The sequence below is a fragment of the uncultured Clostridium sp. genome, from assembly GCF_900547735.1.
Taxonomy (GTDB): domain Bacteria; phylum Bacillota; class Clostridia; order Lachnospirales; family Lachnospiraceae; genus Otoolea.
In genome coordinates this window covers 66,575-85,504 of record NZ_URHZ01000003.1, presented here as the reverse complement: position 1 = coordinate 85,504, position 18,930 = coordinate 66,575, and the positions used below count along the sequence as shown (strand labels likewise).

Genomic DNA, 18,930 nt, shown 5'->3' with positions numbered 1-18,930 from the left:
ATAAAACTTCCGAAAACATAAAACTTCCGAAAGCATAAAAGTTTCGAAAGCATAAAGGGTTCGAAAGTATAAGAAAATGTTAAAACAAAAGAAGATAAAGGAAATGAGTCATGGAAAAGAATATACGCCAATATCAGGATGATGATGAGATTGTGATTGACTTCCGGGAACTGTTTTATGAGTTCAAACGGAGAATCTGGTGGATACTTTTGTCCGCCGTTCTTGGAACCGGGGTTGCCGGGGCGTACAGCTACTACGTGTTGACTCCCCAGTTTACTTCGGAGGCAAAAATTTACGTACTGTCAAAAGAAACTACGCTGACTTCGCTGGCTGATTTGCAGATGGGCACACAGCTTACCCAGGATTATAAGGAACTGATTGGCAGCAGGCCGGTAATGCAGGAAGTAATTAATACATTGGGTTTGGATATCACTTATAAGCAGCTGGCGGCAAAGCTGAAATTAGAAAATCCCAAGGATACGCGAATCCTGTATCTGACCGTAACAGATCCGGATCCCTATATGGCCAAGGCCATCGTCGACGGGATAGCCAATGCCGCCTCCGACTATATCGGAGAAATCATGGAAATGACTCCTCCCAAGCTGATTGAGGACGGCATGGTGGCAACGGTTAAGACGAGTCCGAATGTGAAAAAGAATGCGGCGGTCGGAGGTATTGTGATGCTGTTTCTGGCCTGTGGAATTATTACCCTGGCCGTTATCATGAACGACACAATCAGGACGGAAGACGACGTCTTTAAATACTTGGAACTTCCCGTACTTGCCGTCGTTCCGGAACGGAAAGATTCAAAGGAAGATAAAAGCAGTTCCCGAAACGGAATTTTGGGCAGAAAGAAAAAGGTGCCAAAAAAGCATACTTCCAGAAAAAAAGCGGAGCTTTCGCGTAAAGTACTGGAGGAGAAGAAACAGACAGGAAAAACGGAACAGAGGATACAGACGGAAAAAATGGAACAGAGAATACAGACGGAAAAAACAGAACAGGGTGCACAGACGGCTATAACGAAAGATAAAACCGAAACCAATAAGGAAAATCGGTAAGGAGAGACAAGATGGGTAAGGAAATCAGCTTATTGCGTGATCTGAAAGAGGATTACCAGTATGAAGAGGCAATTAAGACTCTGAGAACGAATATTCAATTTTCGGGTACGAATTTGCAGGTCATCATGCTGACCAGTGCGGTGCCAAATGAGGGAAAGAGCGAGATATCATTTTCACTGGCATCTTCGCTGGCCCAGATTGATAACCGCGTCCTTCTAATTGATGCGGATGTCAGAAAATCAGTCCTGGTGACCAGATATAAACTGGACCGGAAAATTGAAGGTCTGTCCCAGTATCTGAGTGGCCAGAAGACACTGGAGGATGTGGTGTATACAACCAATATAAACAATCTGGATGTTATTTTTTCAGGCCCCCTTTCACCAAACCCGGCGGAGCTGCTGGAAGAACCGCTGTTCAAAAAACTGATTGACTGGGCTAGGGAAGAATACGCCTATGTTGTCATCGATACGCCGCCGATGAGCACGATTATTGACGGGGCTATTGTGGCAGGCCACTGTGACGGGGCCATTATGGTGGTGGAGAGCGGGGGAGTCAGCTACAGAGTGCTCCAGAAGGTAAAGAGACAGCTGGAACGCAGCGGCTGCCGGATTCTCGGAACGGTTTTAAACCGTGTCAATATGCAGATGCAGGGATATTACCGGTATTACGGAAAATATGGGAGATATCATTACGGTTACGGCTATGGCCAGGAAATTAAAAAATAAAAGTAAGATAATGCGGGACGGTAATGTAAAAAGGCAGGACGTCCCTGCAAGAACAATTATTCAGAAGGCAGTACTGCGCCAGATGTTTTCAGGGATTTTTGTATGGAAATCCTGGATTACGCCGGTGTGAAACGGTATTTTACTGATTCTGTGAATCGCGAAGCGGCAACTGTGAAAGATAAAAAGACTGAATAATTACAACAAAAGAAATCAGGGGATTAAAGTATGATTGTCGGAAACCGCGCATTTTATATGGTTTTAGATACGCTGACGGTTGTTTTTTCCTATATTGTAACATCGTTTCTCAGAGAAGGTTCCCTGTCGGGGGTGATGCCGTCCGAGCTCTGGTACCGGTGCATCCTGGTGATATGTATCTATTTTCTTGTCGCCTTGTTTTATCAGGAGAAAAAGCCATTGATGAAACGCAGCAACTTCAACGAGCTGGAAACCGTGTGCAGTGTCAATTTTCAGATGGCCCTGGGGCTGGCGCTCCTGCTGTATTTATTCAGGGTAGGAATGAAATTTCCGCGTTCGTTTTACCTTATTTTTTTCATCGTAAATACGTCGTTTATGTATATGGTCCGTTTATCACTAAAGTCTTTTCTATATGACTATTACAGTAAATCGGAAAACAGAAAGAAATTAATCCTGTTTGCCAATGAGGAAAATGCCCTGAAGATGATGCACAAATATGTGACCTCTTTTATGTTTGATTATGAGGCCGTTGCGCTCGTGGTAATCAGCGGTCATAAGGACAAAGGCAATCTGCATGTGGAAATAAACCGTATTCTCCGCGGGAAGAGCGGAAGCTATATGGAACTGTCGGAAAAGAGCCTGGAGGCATTTCTGATGAGAGAGGCAATCGACGAGGCGCTGGTAAGCATGCCTGAGTCGAGGCGGCAATGGCTGAGAGAGCTGATCCTCTACATGGAAAACCTGGGAATCGTGACCCATGTGACGACGAATACCTTCTGCCTTGGCAGGGAGGAGAAGGTGGTGGAGGAGTTTGGAATTTACAACGTTCTTACCTACAGTCCCAGGATATTTGACCCGGCGGAGCTGTTTTTAAAAAGGACGATGGATATTGCAGGAGGCCTGGCCGGCGTGATTCTGACTGTGATGATAGGAATTGTCGTTGCGCCGATGATATATCTGGAGTCGCCGGGGCCCGTGATATTTAAACAGACCAGGATTGGAAAAAACGGCCGCCGTTTCACTATCTATAAATTCCGCTCCATGTACATGGATGCGGAACAGCGGAAAAAAGAACTGATGGCCCAAAATGAGATGAATGGCCTGATGTTTAAAATCAAGGATGATCCCAGGATCACCAGAGTGGGAAGATTTATACGCAAAACCAGCCTGGATGAATTCCCACAGTTCTTTAACGTTCTCGCGGGAGATATGAGCCTGGTGGGGACGCGTCCTCCGACCGAGGATGAATTTGTGAAATACTCGGAACGCCATAAAAGGCGTCTCAGCCTGAAACCGGGAATTACCGGGATGTGGCAGGTCAGTGGGAGAAGTACGGTCAGTGACTTCGAGGAGATTGTAAATCTTGATCTGGAATACATAGATAACTGGTCCTTCTGGCTTGATATCAAGCTGCTCTTTCAGACCGTGTATGTGGTCCTGTTCCAGAAGGGGGCATCGTGATGGGAGAGGGGAAGGAGAATAGAAATGGGAAGGAGAATCGAAACGGATGGAAAAAACTGTTCCCCTTTTTCGGGATTGCAGGAGCATTGCTTCTTTTATGGTTTTTCTGGTTCAGCCTGGGATTATACCGTCAAAGACAGGAAACAGAGGCCCGTATTCGGGAGCGGGACAATGGGGGAGCAATGGAAGCTCTTGGTTCACCGGTAGGAAATGTGCTGGAATACAAGGGGAAAAAATACAGGCGCAATACAGCAATTCGCGCAATACTCTGCATCGGCGTCGATACGACGGGTGAGATGGAGCAGTATCACGTTTCAGGAGCGGCAGGCCAGGCCGACGGCATTTTTTTGGTGGCCCTGGATGCTGCCAGCGATACGGTCCAAATCCTGATGATTCCCAGGGATACAATGACGGAAATTACATTGTTTGACTATTTCGGCAATGAACTGGGGAAAGACGTCCAGCATTTGACCCTGGCCTACGCTTACGGCGACGGAAAAGAACAGAGCTGCGAGCTGATGACGGAAGCGGTCTCGGAGCTGATGTCCGGTTTGCGGATAGACGGTTATTTTGCAACAAACATCAGCACGGTTGAAATTCTGAATGATGAAATCGGAGGCGTGGAGGTTCTGGTTGAGGATGGAACCCTGTCAGAAAAATATCCGGAGTTTGTCAAGGGAGAAACCGTTCTTCTGAAAGGAGAGCAGGCCGAACATTACATCCGGTACAGAGATATCAACCAATATCAGACGGCTCTGACAAGGCTGGAGCGTCAGAAGGGGTACATAAAAGCATATATTGAAACAGCAAAACGCCGAGCAAAGGAAGACGATCAAATGATAGTCGGACTGATGGATGACGTGGAAAAATATATGATCACCAATATGGCCAAGGACCAGTATATGGAAATGGGACTGGCGGTGTTGAACAGTCCGCAGATTATGGATGACGGAGATTTCATCTCCCTTCCCGGATCGGCGGCCCGGACGGAGTTATATGAGGAGTTCCATCCGGATGAGGAGAAAGTGAAAGAGCTTGTAATCCAGTTATTTTATAAGGAAGTACGGTCTTAGGAAGTGAAAATATAGAAACAGATGATTGGTTCAGGCAGCTTGTTAAGGAAGGAGATAAGTTATGAAGAAAAGGTATATTGGTATCGTATTGGCAGCAATGATGATGGCTCAGCCGGTGATGGCCCAGGGGGCTGTGAACCCAAGCCCAAATACAAAGCCGGTGGTGACACCGTCAAAAGATCGGGATGACAGCAATTCAAGTTCTAAACCACTTGACACGACCGGCAGCGCGGGCGCAGGAATTACCGGGGCGGCGACCGGAAGCGGAGGCCTGGCAGGAGGTACTGCAACAGGGGGAACCGCAGGAGGCGGATCGGGTTCAGCCGGCAATTCCATCACGGTTGGAAATATGGAGATTCGCTTTGCATCCAATGATGAGATGAAGGAGAGCTTCTCTCAAAATGTCGTAGAGACGATCAACACAATTAACTCGGGAACGACCCCGCTCTACCGCGCGATTGGCACACCGGAGACGGTTGGCTATAATCCGTTGATTCCGGTACAGACGCTGGTAATGACAGATGCAGCCACTCAGACAAAAGTGGATGAAAAAGTTACCGTCAGCTTATATGTGCCGAATCTGGTGGAAGGGCTGAATGATGTGCAGCTGCTCTATTATAACACGGTAACGAAAAAGTGGGAGTTTATGGCTCCGGCAGCGATTGATTATGCGACAAAACAGGTGACGGTGACGCTGGGGAGCGATACGGCGTTTACGGTGGTGTATAGGAATAAGTAAATGAAGGCGTACATGCTTTTTGCGGATACAAACTATCCCCAAAAGCATGTATGGTATTACGGATAAATCCAGTTGATTTTAAAAATAGGAGAAGTTACATGCAGCATATATTTATTGTCGGTTCAAAAGGAATTCCGAGTGCTTATGGAGGCTACGAAACCTTTGTGGATAAACTGACAGAGTACCATAAAGACAACAAAGAGTTGAAATACCATGTGGCGTGTAAAAGTACGGAGTATGGGGAATATGAGTATCATAATGCGCGGTGTTTTAAAATTGCAGTTCCCGATATTGGAGCGGCGCAGGCAATTTATTATGACGTTGCTGCATTGAAAAGTATCTGTGCCTATATAAAGCAAAATAATATAACAAATCCCATTGTTTACATTTTAGCCTGCAGAATAGGTCCGTATGCCCGATATTACCGGAAAAAAATACATAAGCTTGGCGGCAGAATGTTCGTGAATCCTGACGGGCATGAATGGATGAGGGCAAAATGGAGCCTGCCAGTTCGCAGATATTGGAAGATATCAGAACGTATGATGGTAAAAAATGCGGATTTGTTGGTTTGCGACAGCAAAAATATAGAATCCTATATCAGGAAGACATATCTGAAATATAATCCGGATACGGTTTATATTGCATATGGGGCCGAGACAAGACAGAGTACGGTTTCAGATAATGATGAAAGACTGATCAGCTGGTATGAGCAAAAAGGATTACGCCCAGGAGATTACTATCTGGTTGTTGGAAGATTTGTACCGGAAAATAATTATGAAATAATGATTCGGGAATTTATGAAAAGTAATTCCAGGAAAGATTTTGTACTTATAACAAATGTTAGTGAAAAATTTCTTGAAGTTCTAAAAACGAAGACGGGATTTGATAAGGATGTTCGGATAAAATTTGTGGGAACAATTTACGAACCGGAACTGTTAATGAAGATTCGTGAAAATGCATATGCTTATCTCCACGGCCATGAGGTGGGAGGCACTAATCCCAGCTTGTTGGAGGCATTGGGAAGTACGGGCCTGAATTTACTTCTAGATGTTGGCTTTAATCGTGAAGTGGCGGAAGACGGAGCTGTGTATTGGGTTAAAACACCTGGCTGCTTAGCAGGGATGATTGAGAAGGCTGAGCAACTGACGGAAGCTGAAAGAGCTGCTTTAAGTAAAAAGGCAAAACGTAAAATAATGACCGATTACAGTTGGAATTTTATTGCGGATAAATATAAAGCTTTATTTCTTGCGGCAAAGTAACAAGTAATGGTTAAGGAAACGATAAAATGAGAATTTTACATTATTCACTGGGATTTCCCCCATATCGGTCAGGAGGAATGACAAAATACTGCCTCGATTTAATGCTGACCCAGAAAGAACAGGGGAACAGGGTAGGATTACTGTGGCCGGGAGAAATTAACTTTTTAAAGAAAAATAGTGTGCTTAAAAGAAAAGATAACTATGGTTTAGAAAGCTATGAAATTATAAATCCACTTCCCGTACCCATGGATGAAGGAGTCCGGGACATCGAATATTATATGACCGACGGCGATAGTGAAATTTGTGAACAATTTTTAAGGAGCTATAAAGCTGATGTTCTTCATATCCATACTTTAATGGGACTTCACAAAGAGTGGATTACGGCGGCTCAAAAAGCCGGCGTAAAGACCTTGTTTACAACACATGATTATTACGGGATTTGTCCGAAAGTTACCCTGTACCGTGAAGGCTCAGTCTGCGATTGCGACCATGAATGCGTGGACTGTATAAACTGTAACAACAAAGGGCTCGCGCAGTCCAAAATCAAATTATTGCAATCACCAATCTACAGAAAAATAAAAAATTGCGGACCGGTAAAAAAAATCCGCAAAAAACACAGGTGCAATTTTTATTTGCAATCCGCTGCGACAGCTCCGGCCGCTCTGAAAGAACACAGCAAATCAGAAGTAAAAGAGACGATAAAGAAAACGGACTATCAAAGTTTAAGGCAGTTCTATTTAAGTATGCTTACCGGAATAGATGTCATCCACTTTAATTCATCTGTAACACAAAAAGTCTACATGAGGTATTTTATCCCCGAAAACAGCAGTGTGATTCCAATTTCACATAGGGGGATTGAGGATAACCGGATCATTAAAGCATTTGATTCAGATGATCTGAGAATATCATTTTTATCGCCTTTTAAGCCATTCAAAGGGAGCACTATTATAAAAGACGCCCTCGACGAAATATGGGCGCAGGAAAAACATAATTTCAGTCTGCGGATTATTGAACATATTGAATCGCCATCCCCCTATATGATTATTCAGGATGGTTACGAGTATGATGAACTGAAAAAGATTTTTGAGGAAACGGATCTGCTGATTGCACCGAGTATTTGTTATGAAACATTTGGATTTACGGTATTGGAGGCTTTGAGCCATGGCGTACCTGTACTGGTAAGTGAGAATGTAGGCGCGAAAGATTTAATTAAAAAAGAATACGGAATTGTCATAGCGCCAGATAAAGAAGCTTTAAAAGAGGCCATTTTACAACTGCTTGGGGATAAGACGAAATGCAGGCTTATGAATCTAAATAATATAAAAAAATTCACGGCGCCTTCTGTAAGAGACATAGAGCGGCTGTACATATGAGGAGACTGATAGGATGAGCATTCCTAAAATCATTCATTATTGCTGGTTTGGGCCGAACCCTATACCGGACATGGAAAAAAAATGTATTCAATCATGGAAGCAGCATTTGCCTGATTATGAGATTATTTTCTGGAATGAAGCAACATTTGATGTTAAAAGCGTTGATTATGTAAAGCAGGCCTATAGCTGTGGCAAATATGCTTTTGTAAGTGATTATGTACGTATCAATGCACTTTACAGGTTTGGCGGGATTTATTTGGATACAGATGTTGAAGTCCTCAGAAATTTAGATGAATTTTTGGAAAATGAAGCGTTTATCGGATTTGAGAATAGAACAATGGTAGGAACCGGTATTATAGGGGCAGAAAAAAATAATGCAATTCTCGGAGCGATGCTGGATTATTATCATGCTAATCCATTTATCAATGAAAAGGGTTATATGGATATGACAACCAATGTCAAAATCCTTTATAAATTATTAGTTTTAAATGGATTTGAGAGTGAAGACAGGGAGCAGAGGTTAAAAGGGATACATATTTATAAGAGAGAATATTTTTGTCCAAAAAGAATCGGAAAAAATGAATTTAAGGTTACCGAACATTCAGCGGTCATACACCACTTTTCAGGAAGTTGGTTAAGCGAGAAAGAAAAGAAAAGGGGAAACAGTTTGATCTGGAGAAATGTCTTCAGACCTTTGCTGCGCAAGACACGGGAAATATTATTAACAATATTGGATGAGGATACCGTAAAAAATTTAGAAGCGGAATTAAGAAACAAAATGAGGTAGATAAGGTATGGTGGAATATTTCTGGGGAAAAAGGCATTCGGATATTCTTGATACCTTTTTAAAGGAACTGGGAAACGCTGAAGTAGAATATTTTATTTTAAGAAATTATGGGGGATTGCCGGAAAGAAATGATTCGAAAGATGTGGATATTATTGTCCGTCCGAGGAAATATGCCCTTGCTGAAAGAATTTTATTAAAGATATTTAAACAATTTGCCGTACCAAATTATTACACGGTGAAATATGAACGAGTCAGGTGCTGGTTTGGGATTGACTTGGACACAAAGTTTGCAATACACATAGATTTAATTGAAGGTTACTTAAATAAAGGTTTTGAAATAATACCATTTGATTTGTTCTATAAAAATACAGTTGAGTATAATGGATACAGGGTTTTGAATGAGGCGTATGATATCGTCATGTTGCTTTTATATAAAGTAATCGGCTGTAAAGAACTGAAGAATAAGTATGTATTAAAAATTGAAGAAGGTTACAAAAATAGCGCCGAGCATATAGACATGATTCTGCGTTCAGTGCTGGACGAAAAAGAGTCCCGGATAGTGATTAATGCGTTAAAAGATAAAAATTATGCCCAGATTCTTGAACATTCAAAGAAAATATCAAAAGTTTCAAAAAAGATTGCATTAAAAAGAAGACCGTTCAAGACAAGTTGTAATGTTTTACAGTTTTGGATGGAAAAATTGTATCGCATAGGTGTATGTCCAAACAGATACCGAAAATTTATCGCGGTCGAAGCTCCTGATGGAACAGGTAAAACTACGTTTATCAATGAGCTATGTGTCCTGCTTGCACAAATGTTTGTCTGTGACATAGAAAAGATGCACATATATCATTTCAGGCCGGGTCTATTTCCGAATCTGGGGGCGGTAGGGGAAAGGATGGGGGTAATGGAACAGGATAAAGATTTTACCTGTCCCCATAGAAATAAACCGGCAAACCCGGTTAGCTCGTTTATACGCATTTCATACTACTGGTTAGACTATATTGTGGGCACGGTAATTTGTGTAAGAAAAGATGTACAGTTTGACAAATTCACAATTTTTGACAGATATGCATACGACTTTATTGTGGATCCACTTCGCTCCAGAATTAATCTTCCTGAGACCGTACGAAGCGTTTTTACAAGATTAGTTCCACAGCCGCACATGGTTTTCATATTAGAAGCAGATGCAAAAGTAATTTATAAGCGAAAGCAGGAATTATCTCTGGAAGAAATCAATAGACAGTTGAAAGAGTTTGAAAGGTTAAGCAGGCGGGGAAAACAATTTATTAAGTTGAACGCCTGCAGAAGTATTGAAGAAATGGTCGATGAGGCTGCGGAAAAGATTATTTCCAGGTATACATATAAGACGTAAGGAGACCCGACTTCATGAAAAAAAGGAAAATACTTGTGAGTGCATATGGTTGTGAGCCAAATCGCGGTTCTGAAGCAGGCGTTGGCTGGAACTGGGTTTTGCAGATGGCCAGGTATAATGAGCTGTTCATTATTACTCGCAGCAACGATAAAGATAAGATAGAGATGAGTATTCCGGAACAACTTTTTGAAAATCTTCATTTTTATTATTACGACACTTGCAAACTGTTAAGGAAGGTAAAAAAACGAGAAAAAGGGCTTTATTTGTATTATTGGTTTTGGCAAATTGGAATTATTCGGTTAGTCAGAAGGTTAATAAGCGAACATGAATTTGATTATTCTATGCATTTAAGTTTTGGCAGTCTGTGGATGCCGACCTTTCTGCCATTTTTTAAAGTCCCTTTTATCTGGGGGCCACTTGGCGGCGCAGATGCTGTACCTGAGCAGATGATAAAGACTCTGCCTCTTAAGCAGCAACTTTTACAAAAATTCCGTTTTTTATTGGTTAGAACCACAATGTTCAATCCACTTGTCTATATACCAAGCAGGAAAGCAGTGGCAATCCTCTGCAGAACGAAGCAGAATGTATTAGCAGTTCCAGGAAAATACCGCGACAAGACACAAGTAATATTAGAAACTGCTATGTCGGATGAAATATTTTCATTGAGGAAAGCCAGTAAAAGAGAGGATAACTGTACTAAAATCATAACAGTTGGGAGACTTATACCGATCAAAAATATGAATATAGCGATAGACAGTATAAAGTACCTGCGTGACAGCCAAAGAAATATACATTTGACAATCATAGGTTCCGGCAGCGAGTATAAAAACATGAAAAAAAGGATAAAAAATTGTGGCTTGGATGAAGATATTTCGATTATAGGAGAAATGCCCAGAAATGATGTTTTGGAAATAATGAGTATGTCAGATATTTTTATATTTCCCAGTCTGAAAGAAGGCGGTTCGTGGTCCTTAATGGAAGCAATGGCTCTCGGACTCCCGGTTGTATGTTTAAAATGGACGGGGATGGAGATTATCACCAACAACCAATGTGCATTTCGCATCGATCCGCTGTCTTATGATTATATTTTAAGAAAAACTGTGGAATATTTGGATACTCTCATTATAGATAAGCCGCTAAGGGAAAGAATGGGGGCGGCAGGCAGGCTGCGGATGTTACAAAAGTTTACCTGGGAGAGGAAGGGCGAGCAGATTGAAGATATATTAAAAGTCATAGATAAAGGAGGTGCTGGATATAGTAAGCTTTAATGACTTAAAAATCAGAAAAAGCGATTTTTGGGTTCTTTATCTTTTTTTACTGTTTACAACAGAGCTTTGGGCATTCACTTTATTTGGCGGCAATATGCGAATCTATTATTTTGTGAATTTTATTTTATTTTGTTGTATGGGGCATGGATTTAAAAGATTAATTGATAATTGCATTATGCGAAATATGCTGCTTTTTTGTGGCATCCTGCTGGTGAGTAATATATTCAGTACAGACTTGAAAGGTTCTATGGCAGCAACGGTTTCTTTATTTCTCAATGTAATAGGAGCCTTCATAATATATCTTGTATTAAACAGCGGAAAAATATCATTTACAAAATTTATGAAATATTTTGACCATGTTTTGCTACTGTGTTTATTATTTGGATTGTTTGCCTTAGCCTTATTCCGTTTTACAGGATATAAACTGGCTTTTACTGAAGTGGGTAAAACCCAGTTATCGCAATTCCAAATTGCCGGTTTCAGGACGGAAGCGAATACGCATGGTAAATTGGCCTGCTTTGCTGCGGCATATTCTATCCCCTTTATGTTGAGGGAGAATGCGAACGCAGAAAAGAAAATTCTTTTTTGCGCCTCTGTTCTTACTTTGGTAATTTCCCCTACCCGGGCGGCAACCTATGCTCTGCTCGCAGCGATCATTGTATTACTGATATTCTATATTAGGGAGGGGCAAAGTAATTTGGTGATGAAAAAAATTTTTGTAGCGCTCATGATAGGAACAGTGATATACATATTTCTTTCCTGCAAAATCATAAAAATTGGCGGTTATTCTTTAGAAAAGTTACAGAATTTTTTTGTATTTGGTGCCAGCGAATTAAGGGAGGATGGGTCGGGAGGATTCAGATTGGAGGCAATTTCTTCCGGTCTTAAATTTTGGCTTCAAAGTCCTCTGACATTTTTATTTGGGGTAGGCTTTGGACAAACATATGCGTATTTGCAGGCGGGCGAGGTTTTTACAAGGACCGGAGGCACTGAATTTATAACATTGCTTTCCGGAACAGGTGTTTTTACGGCGGCAGCCTGGATTATCACCATATGGTGTACATTTAAATTAATGGCTGGCACAGCTCACAGCTTAAAGAGAGACAATGAAGATTTTTTTGCAACAGTGGCTGAAAGTATGATGACAATTATTGTATATATTTTTACGATTGGTTTTACGAGTGGAACGATGTATGTTCCGGAGTGTTGGATTGCGTTTGGAATAGCTGCATATATACATTTTTGGAGAAAGGCATTTATGGCAGAAGGGGGGGAAGCATGAAAAAAATAGAAGTAATCATTTTAAATTATAACAATAGCGCTGACTGTAAAAAATGCATACAGTTTTTACGCAGGCAAGATTACCCCAATTTAAATATTCTTTTAGTTGATAATGCCTCATCTAAAATTGGTGAAAGAGAAAATTTGGAGAAAATCAGCAGTGAATTTAACGTGGATCTGATATTTTCCAAAGAAAATAAAGGCTATTCTGCAGGAAATAATATCGGCTTAAAAAAGGCGGTGATGTCAGGAGCCGACTGGTGTCTGATTATTAATCCGGACGTCGAACTGAGGGACAGAGCCTATATTTCTTATATGAGCAGCCGGTTTGAACAATGGCCGGAGGCCGCCGTCGCGGCCAGCAACATTATTTTACCGGATGGTACCAGACAGAATCCACAGAGAGAACCTGGGTTTTGGGAAGAATTTTTATGGCCTGTGCAGGTGTTAAAGGCCAGGTTATTTAAAAATTTCAACTGGTATCTAATGCCGGACAGAACAGGGTATTGTGAAAAAGTTTCAGGATGCTGCTTTTTTATTAAAGCCGACTTTTTAGTTGATATTGGTTTTCTGGATGAAAATGTATTTATGTATTGCGAAGAAGCTATCTTAGCAAAACAGGTGAGGAAACATTGCCGTAAAGAATTATATATAAAGGAAATTACGGCGAATCATGAACATTTTGCGGGTGCAAAAGGAAATATAAATAAAAGGATGCAGATGAAAGCAAAGAGCCGGAATTACTATATAAGTAACTACAGCGAATTCAATATGATTCAAAAAATACTGGCTATCATGGAAAATTATTTGATGGGCTTGGGATTGCATATAAATCATCGATTTAAGAATAGAGTAAAAACGAATGAAAAACAGCATAAAATATAATTACATTTTAAATACATCTTACCAAATTCTGATTATGATAGTACCTTTAATAACCACCCCCTATATTTCAAGAGTTTTAGGGGCCGATGGTATCGGGATTTACAGTTATACGTATTCAATTGTTTCATATTTTGTTCTTGTGGCGGTTATGGGAACATCAACTTTTGGGCAACGAACCATTGCTTATTATCAGGAAGATAAGGAAAGAAGAAGCAGGGCTTTTTATGAAATACTTATCTTCAGGGTTATCTCTACTTTGAGCTGTGTTACTATTTATTTATTCTATCTATTTAATTTTGTTCAGGATAACAAAGAGATTGCAGTGATTCAATTGCTGTATCTGATTTCTGTCCTGTTTGATGTAACCTGGTTTTTTCAGGGATTGGAAGATTTCAAAACAATTGTTTTTAGAAATGCATTGGTTAAAATAATAAACATTGTATTAATCTTTGCCCTGATAAAAACAGCGGAAGATGTGTGGAAATATACGCTGTTATTGTCACTACTGACGTTGGTGGGAAATTTATCAATATGGATTTATCTGCCAAAGTATATAAATAAAATATCGGTTAAAACAGTAAAGCCATTTTCAAATTTCAAGGAAATACTTGCTCTGTTCATACCGGCCGTGGCAGTTCAGATATATACGGTTCTTGATAAAACGATGCTTGGCATATCGGCACCGTCTTTAATGGAAAATGGCTATTACGAACAGACTGAAAAAATTGTCAGGCTGGCATTGGCAATAGTCACTTCTCTTGGAACCGTAATGATACCAAGGATCGCCAAAGTTTTTGCAGATAAAAATTATTCACTTATGAAGGAATATCTGAAAGGCTCATTTCAATTCGTTTGGCTGTTGGGAATTCCTTTACTGTTTGGCATTGCAGGAACAGTGCGGATTTTTGTCCCTGTATTTTTTGGATCGGATTTTGAAAAAATTAAGGTATTGTTACCGGTATACAGTTTAATTATTATACCGGTTTCACTCAGCAATGTAATTGGCTGTCAATTTTTAATACCTACTAAACAACAAAAAATATATACGTTTGCAGTTGTGTTTAGCGCGATACTGAATTATTTTTTAAACAGTTTTCTTATTCCACGTTTTTTTTCACTAGGCGCAGCGGCGGCTTCCGTTTCGGCGGAATGTTTTGGCGCACTTTTTATGATTGCTTATACAGTAAAACGGGGACAAATTGATTTAAAGGTTTTATTGATAAGCTCATGGAAAAATTGGCTCTCTGCAATCGGAATGTTCGTTATTTTACTGCTGTTACAAAGGCAAATGTCCATTAAAATAAGCTCTTTGATAGTCCTTATCTCTGTGGGGATAGTAACCTATATTGTTTTTTTATTTCTATTAAAAGATGACTTTTTTATGAAGAATGTACACAGCTTGGTAAAAAAGCATAAATGGTGATACTTATTGCTTAAATTATCGAGAGATACATTTTGAAAGGGGAAGAAGTGAACTTACTTGACAAGATTGTATGCGCGGATGCAGAAGGCCGGTATTATTATGACATCATTAATTCATCAGGAAAAGAGTGGCTGCTTAATGAAAAAAATTTGAAAACCGCTTTTGAAATATACCAACCCACAGCGTTTAAAGGGAGATTCCTGAAAAGAATATTCCCTTATGTACATAAATGGAAGGTTATTTCAGAGATATTAGGGGTAAAAAAGAAAAAAATCAGTTTAGAGAAAGACATTAAAAAATTTTTAGACAGTACTTTTGGCAATGACTATGGGATATCATACTTTGGCGGGACCCCATCTGTCCACCAGAAAGTTATGTTACAAATTAGCCGGGAAAGTGAAGTAAAGGCATACTGCAAGGTATCGGATAATAACGAAGTTGGTATATTGTTTGATAAAGAGTGTGATGCGTTAATGTATCTGAGGGAATGCGGTGTTAAAAATATCCCCAGGGTGATAGAAAGGAAAACACTTAATGGTTTAGAAATTTTTATTCAAAGTAATGTAAAGAGATCCTGCTTTCGTATTGAAGGTTCATTTTCTAAATATAGCCTTCATTTTTTGTATACTCTATACTGTAAAACCAGAGTAAAGATACGGTTTAATCAATCGGATTATGCCCAGATGCTCAACGACTTAAAAGTAAATTGCCAGAAGTTAAATGAAAAGAAAAAAGAAATAGTGGTTACCGCTATCGGTTATGTAGAAGACCGTTATAGAGAAAATCCATATGTTGAGTTCTCCTTCTATCACGGAGATTTTACACCATGGAATACCGCAATATGCAAGAAAAATTTGTGTGCGTTTGATTTTGAATATTTTAAAAAGACGTATCCCCCTTATCTTGACGCCTTCCATTTTTATGTTCAAGCCGAAATATTTCTTCATCATAACAGTCCAGAACATATACTGAAAAAACGAAAGAGAATATTCAAAGTATTAGAATGTCTGGGCGTGGAAGTGGATTTTGCCTTTAAGTTATATTTACTTGAAATTATTAATTTATATCTGTCCAGAACAAACTGCGATAATGAGGCGGAAATTAAAAATATGGAATTGAGATTGAGGCTACTTCAGGAATTAAACAAAACATGATTTAATACGATTCTGATAAATATCATTTATCACAAGAATAAATGGATACTGTGGAGGATAAAGATTTATGATGAATAAGCCCGGGCGAAGAAGAATGCTTGTTTTAAGAACGAGGAAGACATTATGCACGCTGCATCTCATCTCTCTTACGGCAGCTATGATATTTCTGGCGGCAACAAAAACATTAGCAGCAGATGGCTGGCAGCAGAATGGTGACGGACAGTGGTACTATCTGCAGGATGAGAAAAAAACAGTAAATCAGTGGGTGCAATGGCCGGATGGCAGCTGGCGTTTTGTAGATGGTAACGGCCGGGTTTCGGTAAATTGCTGGATTAATTTCGAGGGGGAGCGCTATTACGTCAGGGAAGACGGGAGGCGCTATGTGAATGCTTGGTTCTGTTTTGATAGTGTTCCAAATAATCCTTTGGATAAAGTGAACACAACGTGGTATTACGCTGGGGCAGACGGGGCCATTTTAAAGGACGGATGGCACAAGATAGGAGAAAAAAACTTCTATTTTTATGGAGGCGGAAATTCACCCCAAAAGACATTTCTGACTTTGGAGGGAAAGCGCTATTATGTAGATGAGGAAGGCGCCCGCCAGGAAAATGGCTGGTTTACACTGTCCGGTGTCAATTCATACGGCGCTTCCTATACTAACAGATACTATGCGGATAGTGAAGGGGTTCTTCTGAGTAACGGCTGGTTTAACCTGGAAGGCAAATATTATTATTTTTATCCGGGAGCCAACTCGCCATGTAAGAGTTGGGTTAATATAGATGAGAAACGATATTATGTAGATGAGAATGGAGTCCGGCAGCAAAGCGGCTGGTTTGCCATCCACGGAATAAATGGGAATGGAGAGGAGTATAAAAACTGGTATTACGCGGGAACGGACGGCGTGATTTTGAGAAATGGGTTTGCCAGGTTGGATGGAAAAACGTATTATTTTGATCAAAATGGATTTTCTTTCCGAAAACGGTGGTTTGTAGATGGCAGCGGGCATCGTTATTATCTGGATGAAAATGGTGTACTCCAAAGCAATGGGTGGTTTAAGATTTCCAGTACGAACACTCAGACAGGGGTAATTACTGATAGCTGGTATCTTGCCGATGAGAATGGTGCGGTTTTCAAGGGGGGCTATTGTGAGGTGGATGGGAAAACGTATTATTTTGATGTCAATGGAACGATGTATAAAAAACGATGGCTGACAACAGAAAAAGGAGGAAGGCAGTATTTTGATGAAGACGGGGTCTTATGTAAAGATTCATGGTTTAGTATTGACGGGACAAGAGCGGATGGCACGGAGTACACCAACTGGTACCATACAGATAAAAATGGGAACATTCAAAAAAACGGCTGGTATTCCATTGATGACAAGGTCTATTACCTAAATGAAAGCGGGAATATGGCCACTAAATGGTTTGATGATAAGAAATATTATTTAGGCGAGGACGGAGCGCTCCGTCATGGCTGGCAGTGGCTGGAAATTGAGGATGAATGGATTGACGACAATGACCGTGTTGCAGCTCATTTTGAAAAATTCGGAAAGCAAGCTTGGTTCTATTTTTCAGAGACCTCAGGCAGGAAAAGAGCGTGTACTTCCGGCACTTATACCGAGAGTACGGTGGGAGGAGTAGGCTATATCTTTGACACCTATGGGATTATGCAGAGGGGCTGGATAAGGATGAAAAACATATCACCTTCAATTAAGGGCTTTCGTTATCTTTACAAGGAAACTGGAGAGGGGCATGTTATAGGACAATTAGCAAAGAATGATTGGGTGAAAACAGTAGAGCCGGATGAGCTGGATGGACCATCAGGGGAATTTTGGTACTACTTAAAAGGAAGCGGAGAACCCGTTTTTGCATCGGCAGGAAAATACGTGATAGAAAAAATCGACGGGAAAAGATATGCGTTTGATGCAGAAGGTCATACCAGAGCCGGCTTATTAGAAATTGAAAATGAAGTTTATTACTTTGGACCGGAGGATGGAAATCTGGCCGGAGTGGACGGAATTTGCAATATTGTAGAGCCAGAAACCGGAAAGGTGGCTAAATATAGGTTCAGCCCAAATGGAAAAGGGGTAACAGGTATTGAGGGAGGATATTTTTACTATAAAGGAAAGCTCCAGACGGCTGAGAAAGGATCAAAATATGAAGTGTTTGATATCCCGGGAAAAGGTCTGCGCGTGATTAGTGAATCAGGCAAAATGGTAAAAAACAAAAAGGTAAAAGATAGTGGTGGCTGCGAGTGGAAAGTTGGTTCTAATGGGAGAATTCTAGAATCTAATTCAAATGAAATTGCGGAAATTCAGGTTCCGGAGACAGAAGCGTATTCTTCATAGGCGCATGCTGGAAAGACAAGTGTTTTTTCAAGAGATAATAAAAAGTGCAATCGGGCTGTACTTTTTATTGGCAATGAAAGGTTTGCGGAGCGAGCATTTTGTTGTTTATAATAAAGCCTCAGGACAAGTAACCTAAAAAAGCTGGGGCGGAAAGGAGGAATAGCGTTATATAAAAGCAGAAAAGAGGGCATTGTACAGTAGGCAGTAATTTGTTCAATGCTCTCTTTTAAATGGAAAATGTAATATTGGGTAAAGTTTAGGCTCAGGCTGACATCTTTCATGGTATTTAGCTTAAGATAGAGTGCTTTTAAGATAATTTCACGATTGCCATACAACCATTAATTTGAGAAAAATAATAAACTTAATTTTGCTGTTTTATTGATATAGGCAAATCTTGATATAGATAATGAACTGTAGAAGCACAGTAATTTATCTTATTGACTCCACCTTCCTAATTCACTATAATAAATAAAATAACTAATTCAGACAGCCCGGTTCCCCGACAAGAGACAAGAGCCACAGCCAAA

At 40.4% G+C, this 18,930-nt stretch carries 15 protein-coding genes; all 15 read left to right on the top strand.

Going from position 1 to position 18,930, the window contains the following annotated elements; all coding sequences use genetic code 11:
* The first annotated feature begins 110 nt into the window (after positions 1-110).
* A complete protein-coding gene (locus QZT18_RS01645; RefSeq protein ID WP_294143738.1) occupies positions 111-1,058 on the top strand; it encodes a YveK family protein in 948 nt (315 codons plus the stop codon).
* An 11-nt stretch (positions 1,059-1,069) separates the two neighbouring features.
* Positions 1,070-1,783 (top strand): CpsD/CapB family tyrosine-protein kinase, encoded by a 714-nt coding sequence (locus QZT18_RS01640; RefSeq protein WP_294143737.1) that lies wholly within the window; start codon positions 1,070-1,072, stop codon positions 1,781-1,783.
* Positions 1,784-2,008: 225 nt separating this feature from the next.
* Positions 2,009-3,439 (top strand): sugar transferase, encoded by a 1,431-nt coding sequence (locus tag QZT18_RS01635; protein ID WP_294143736.1) that lies wholly within the window; start codon positions 2,009-2,011, stop codon positions 3,437-3,439.
* Positions 3,439-4,512, top strand: coding sequence for an LCP family protein (locus QZT18_RS01630; RefSeq protein WP_294143735.1), 1,074 nt, complete (start codon positions 3,439-3,441; stop codon positions 4,510-4,512). The genes QZT18_RS01635 and QZT18_RS01630 overlap by 1 nt, the downstream gene beginning before the upstream one ends.
* Before the next feature lie 61 nt (positions 4,513-4,573).
* Positions 4,574-5,251 carry a hypothetical protein gene (locus tag QZT18_RS01625; RefSeq protein WP_294143734.1) on the top strand — a complete coding sequence of 226 codons (678 nt, stop codon included), beginning with the start codon at positions 4,574-4,576 and terminating at the stop codon, positions 5,249-5,251.
* Positions 5,252-5,349: 98 nt separating this feature from the next.
* On the top strand, positions 5,350-6,510 hold the full coding sequence (gene cps2T, locus QZT18_RS01620) for a beta 1-4 rhamnosyltransferase Cps2T (protein WP_294143733.1): 1,161 nt from the start codon (positions 5,350-5,352) through the stop codon (positions 6,508-6,510).
* 26 nt (positions 6,511-6,536) lie between these two features.
* Positions 6,537-7,883 (top strand): glycosyltransferase, encoded by a 1,347-nt coding sequence (locus QZT18_RS01615; protein WP_294143732.1) that lies wholly within the window; start codon positions 6,537-6,539, stop codon positions 7,881-7,883.
* 13 nt (positions 7,884-7,896) lie between these two features.
* Positions 7,897-8,670, top strand: a complete 774-nt coding sequence (locus tag QZT18_RS01610; RefSeq protein ID WP_294143731.1) for a glycosyltransferase family 32 protein — start codon at positions 7,897-7,899, stop codon at positions 8,668-8,670.
* A gap of 7 nt (positions 8,671-8,677) precedes the next feature.
* Complete coding sequence (locus tag QZT18_RS01605) at positions 8,678-10,045, top strand: hypothetical protein (RefSeq protein WP_294143730.1); 1,368 nt, start codon at positions 8,678-8,680, stop codon at positions 10,043-10,045.
* Between the two features lie 14 nt (positions 10,046-10,059).
* Positions 10,060-11,313 carry a glycosyltransferase family 4 protein gene (locus QZT18_RS01600; protein WP_294143729.1) on the top strand — a complete coding sequence of 418 codons (1,254 nt, stop codon included), beginning with the start codon at positions 10,060-10,062 and terminating at the stop codon, positions 11,311-11,313.
* Complete coding sequence (locus QZT18_RS01595) at positions 11,291-12,595, top strand: O-antigen ligase (RefSeq protein ID WP_294143728.1); 1,305 nt, start codon at positions 11,291-11,293, stop codon at positions 12,593-12,595. Before QZT18_RS01600 ends, QZT18_RS01595 begins: the two co-directional genes overlap by 23 nt.
* Entirely contained in the window at positions 12,592-13,479 is an 888-nt protein-coding gene (locus QZT18_RS01590) for a glycosyltransferase (protein ID WP_294143727.1), read from the top strand. Before QZT18_RS01595 ends, QZT18_RS01590 begins: the two co-directional genes overlap by 4 nt.
* A complete protein-coding gene (locus QZT18_RS01585; protein WP_294143726.1) occupies positions 13,457-14,902 on the top strand; it encodes an oligosaccharide flippase family protein in 1,446 nt (481 codons plus the stop codon). Before QZT18_RS01590 ends, QZT18_RS01585 begins: the two co-directional genes overlap by 23 nt.
* Positions 14,903-14,934: 32 nt before the next feature.
* Positions 14,935-16,056, top strand: a complete 1,122-nt coding sequence (locus QZT18_RS01580) for a hypothetical protein (protein ID WP_294143725.1) — start codon at positions 14,935-14,937, stop codon at positions 16,054-16,056.
* 157 nt (positions 16,057-16,213) lie between these two features.
* On the top strand, positions 16,214-18,403 hold the full coding sequence (locus tag QZT18_RS01575; RefSeq protein ID WP_294143724.1) for a hypothetical protein: 2,190 nt from the start codon (positions 16,214-16,216) through the stop codon (positions 18,401-18,403).
* The last annotated feature ends 527 nt before the right edge of the window (positions 18,404-18,930 follow it).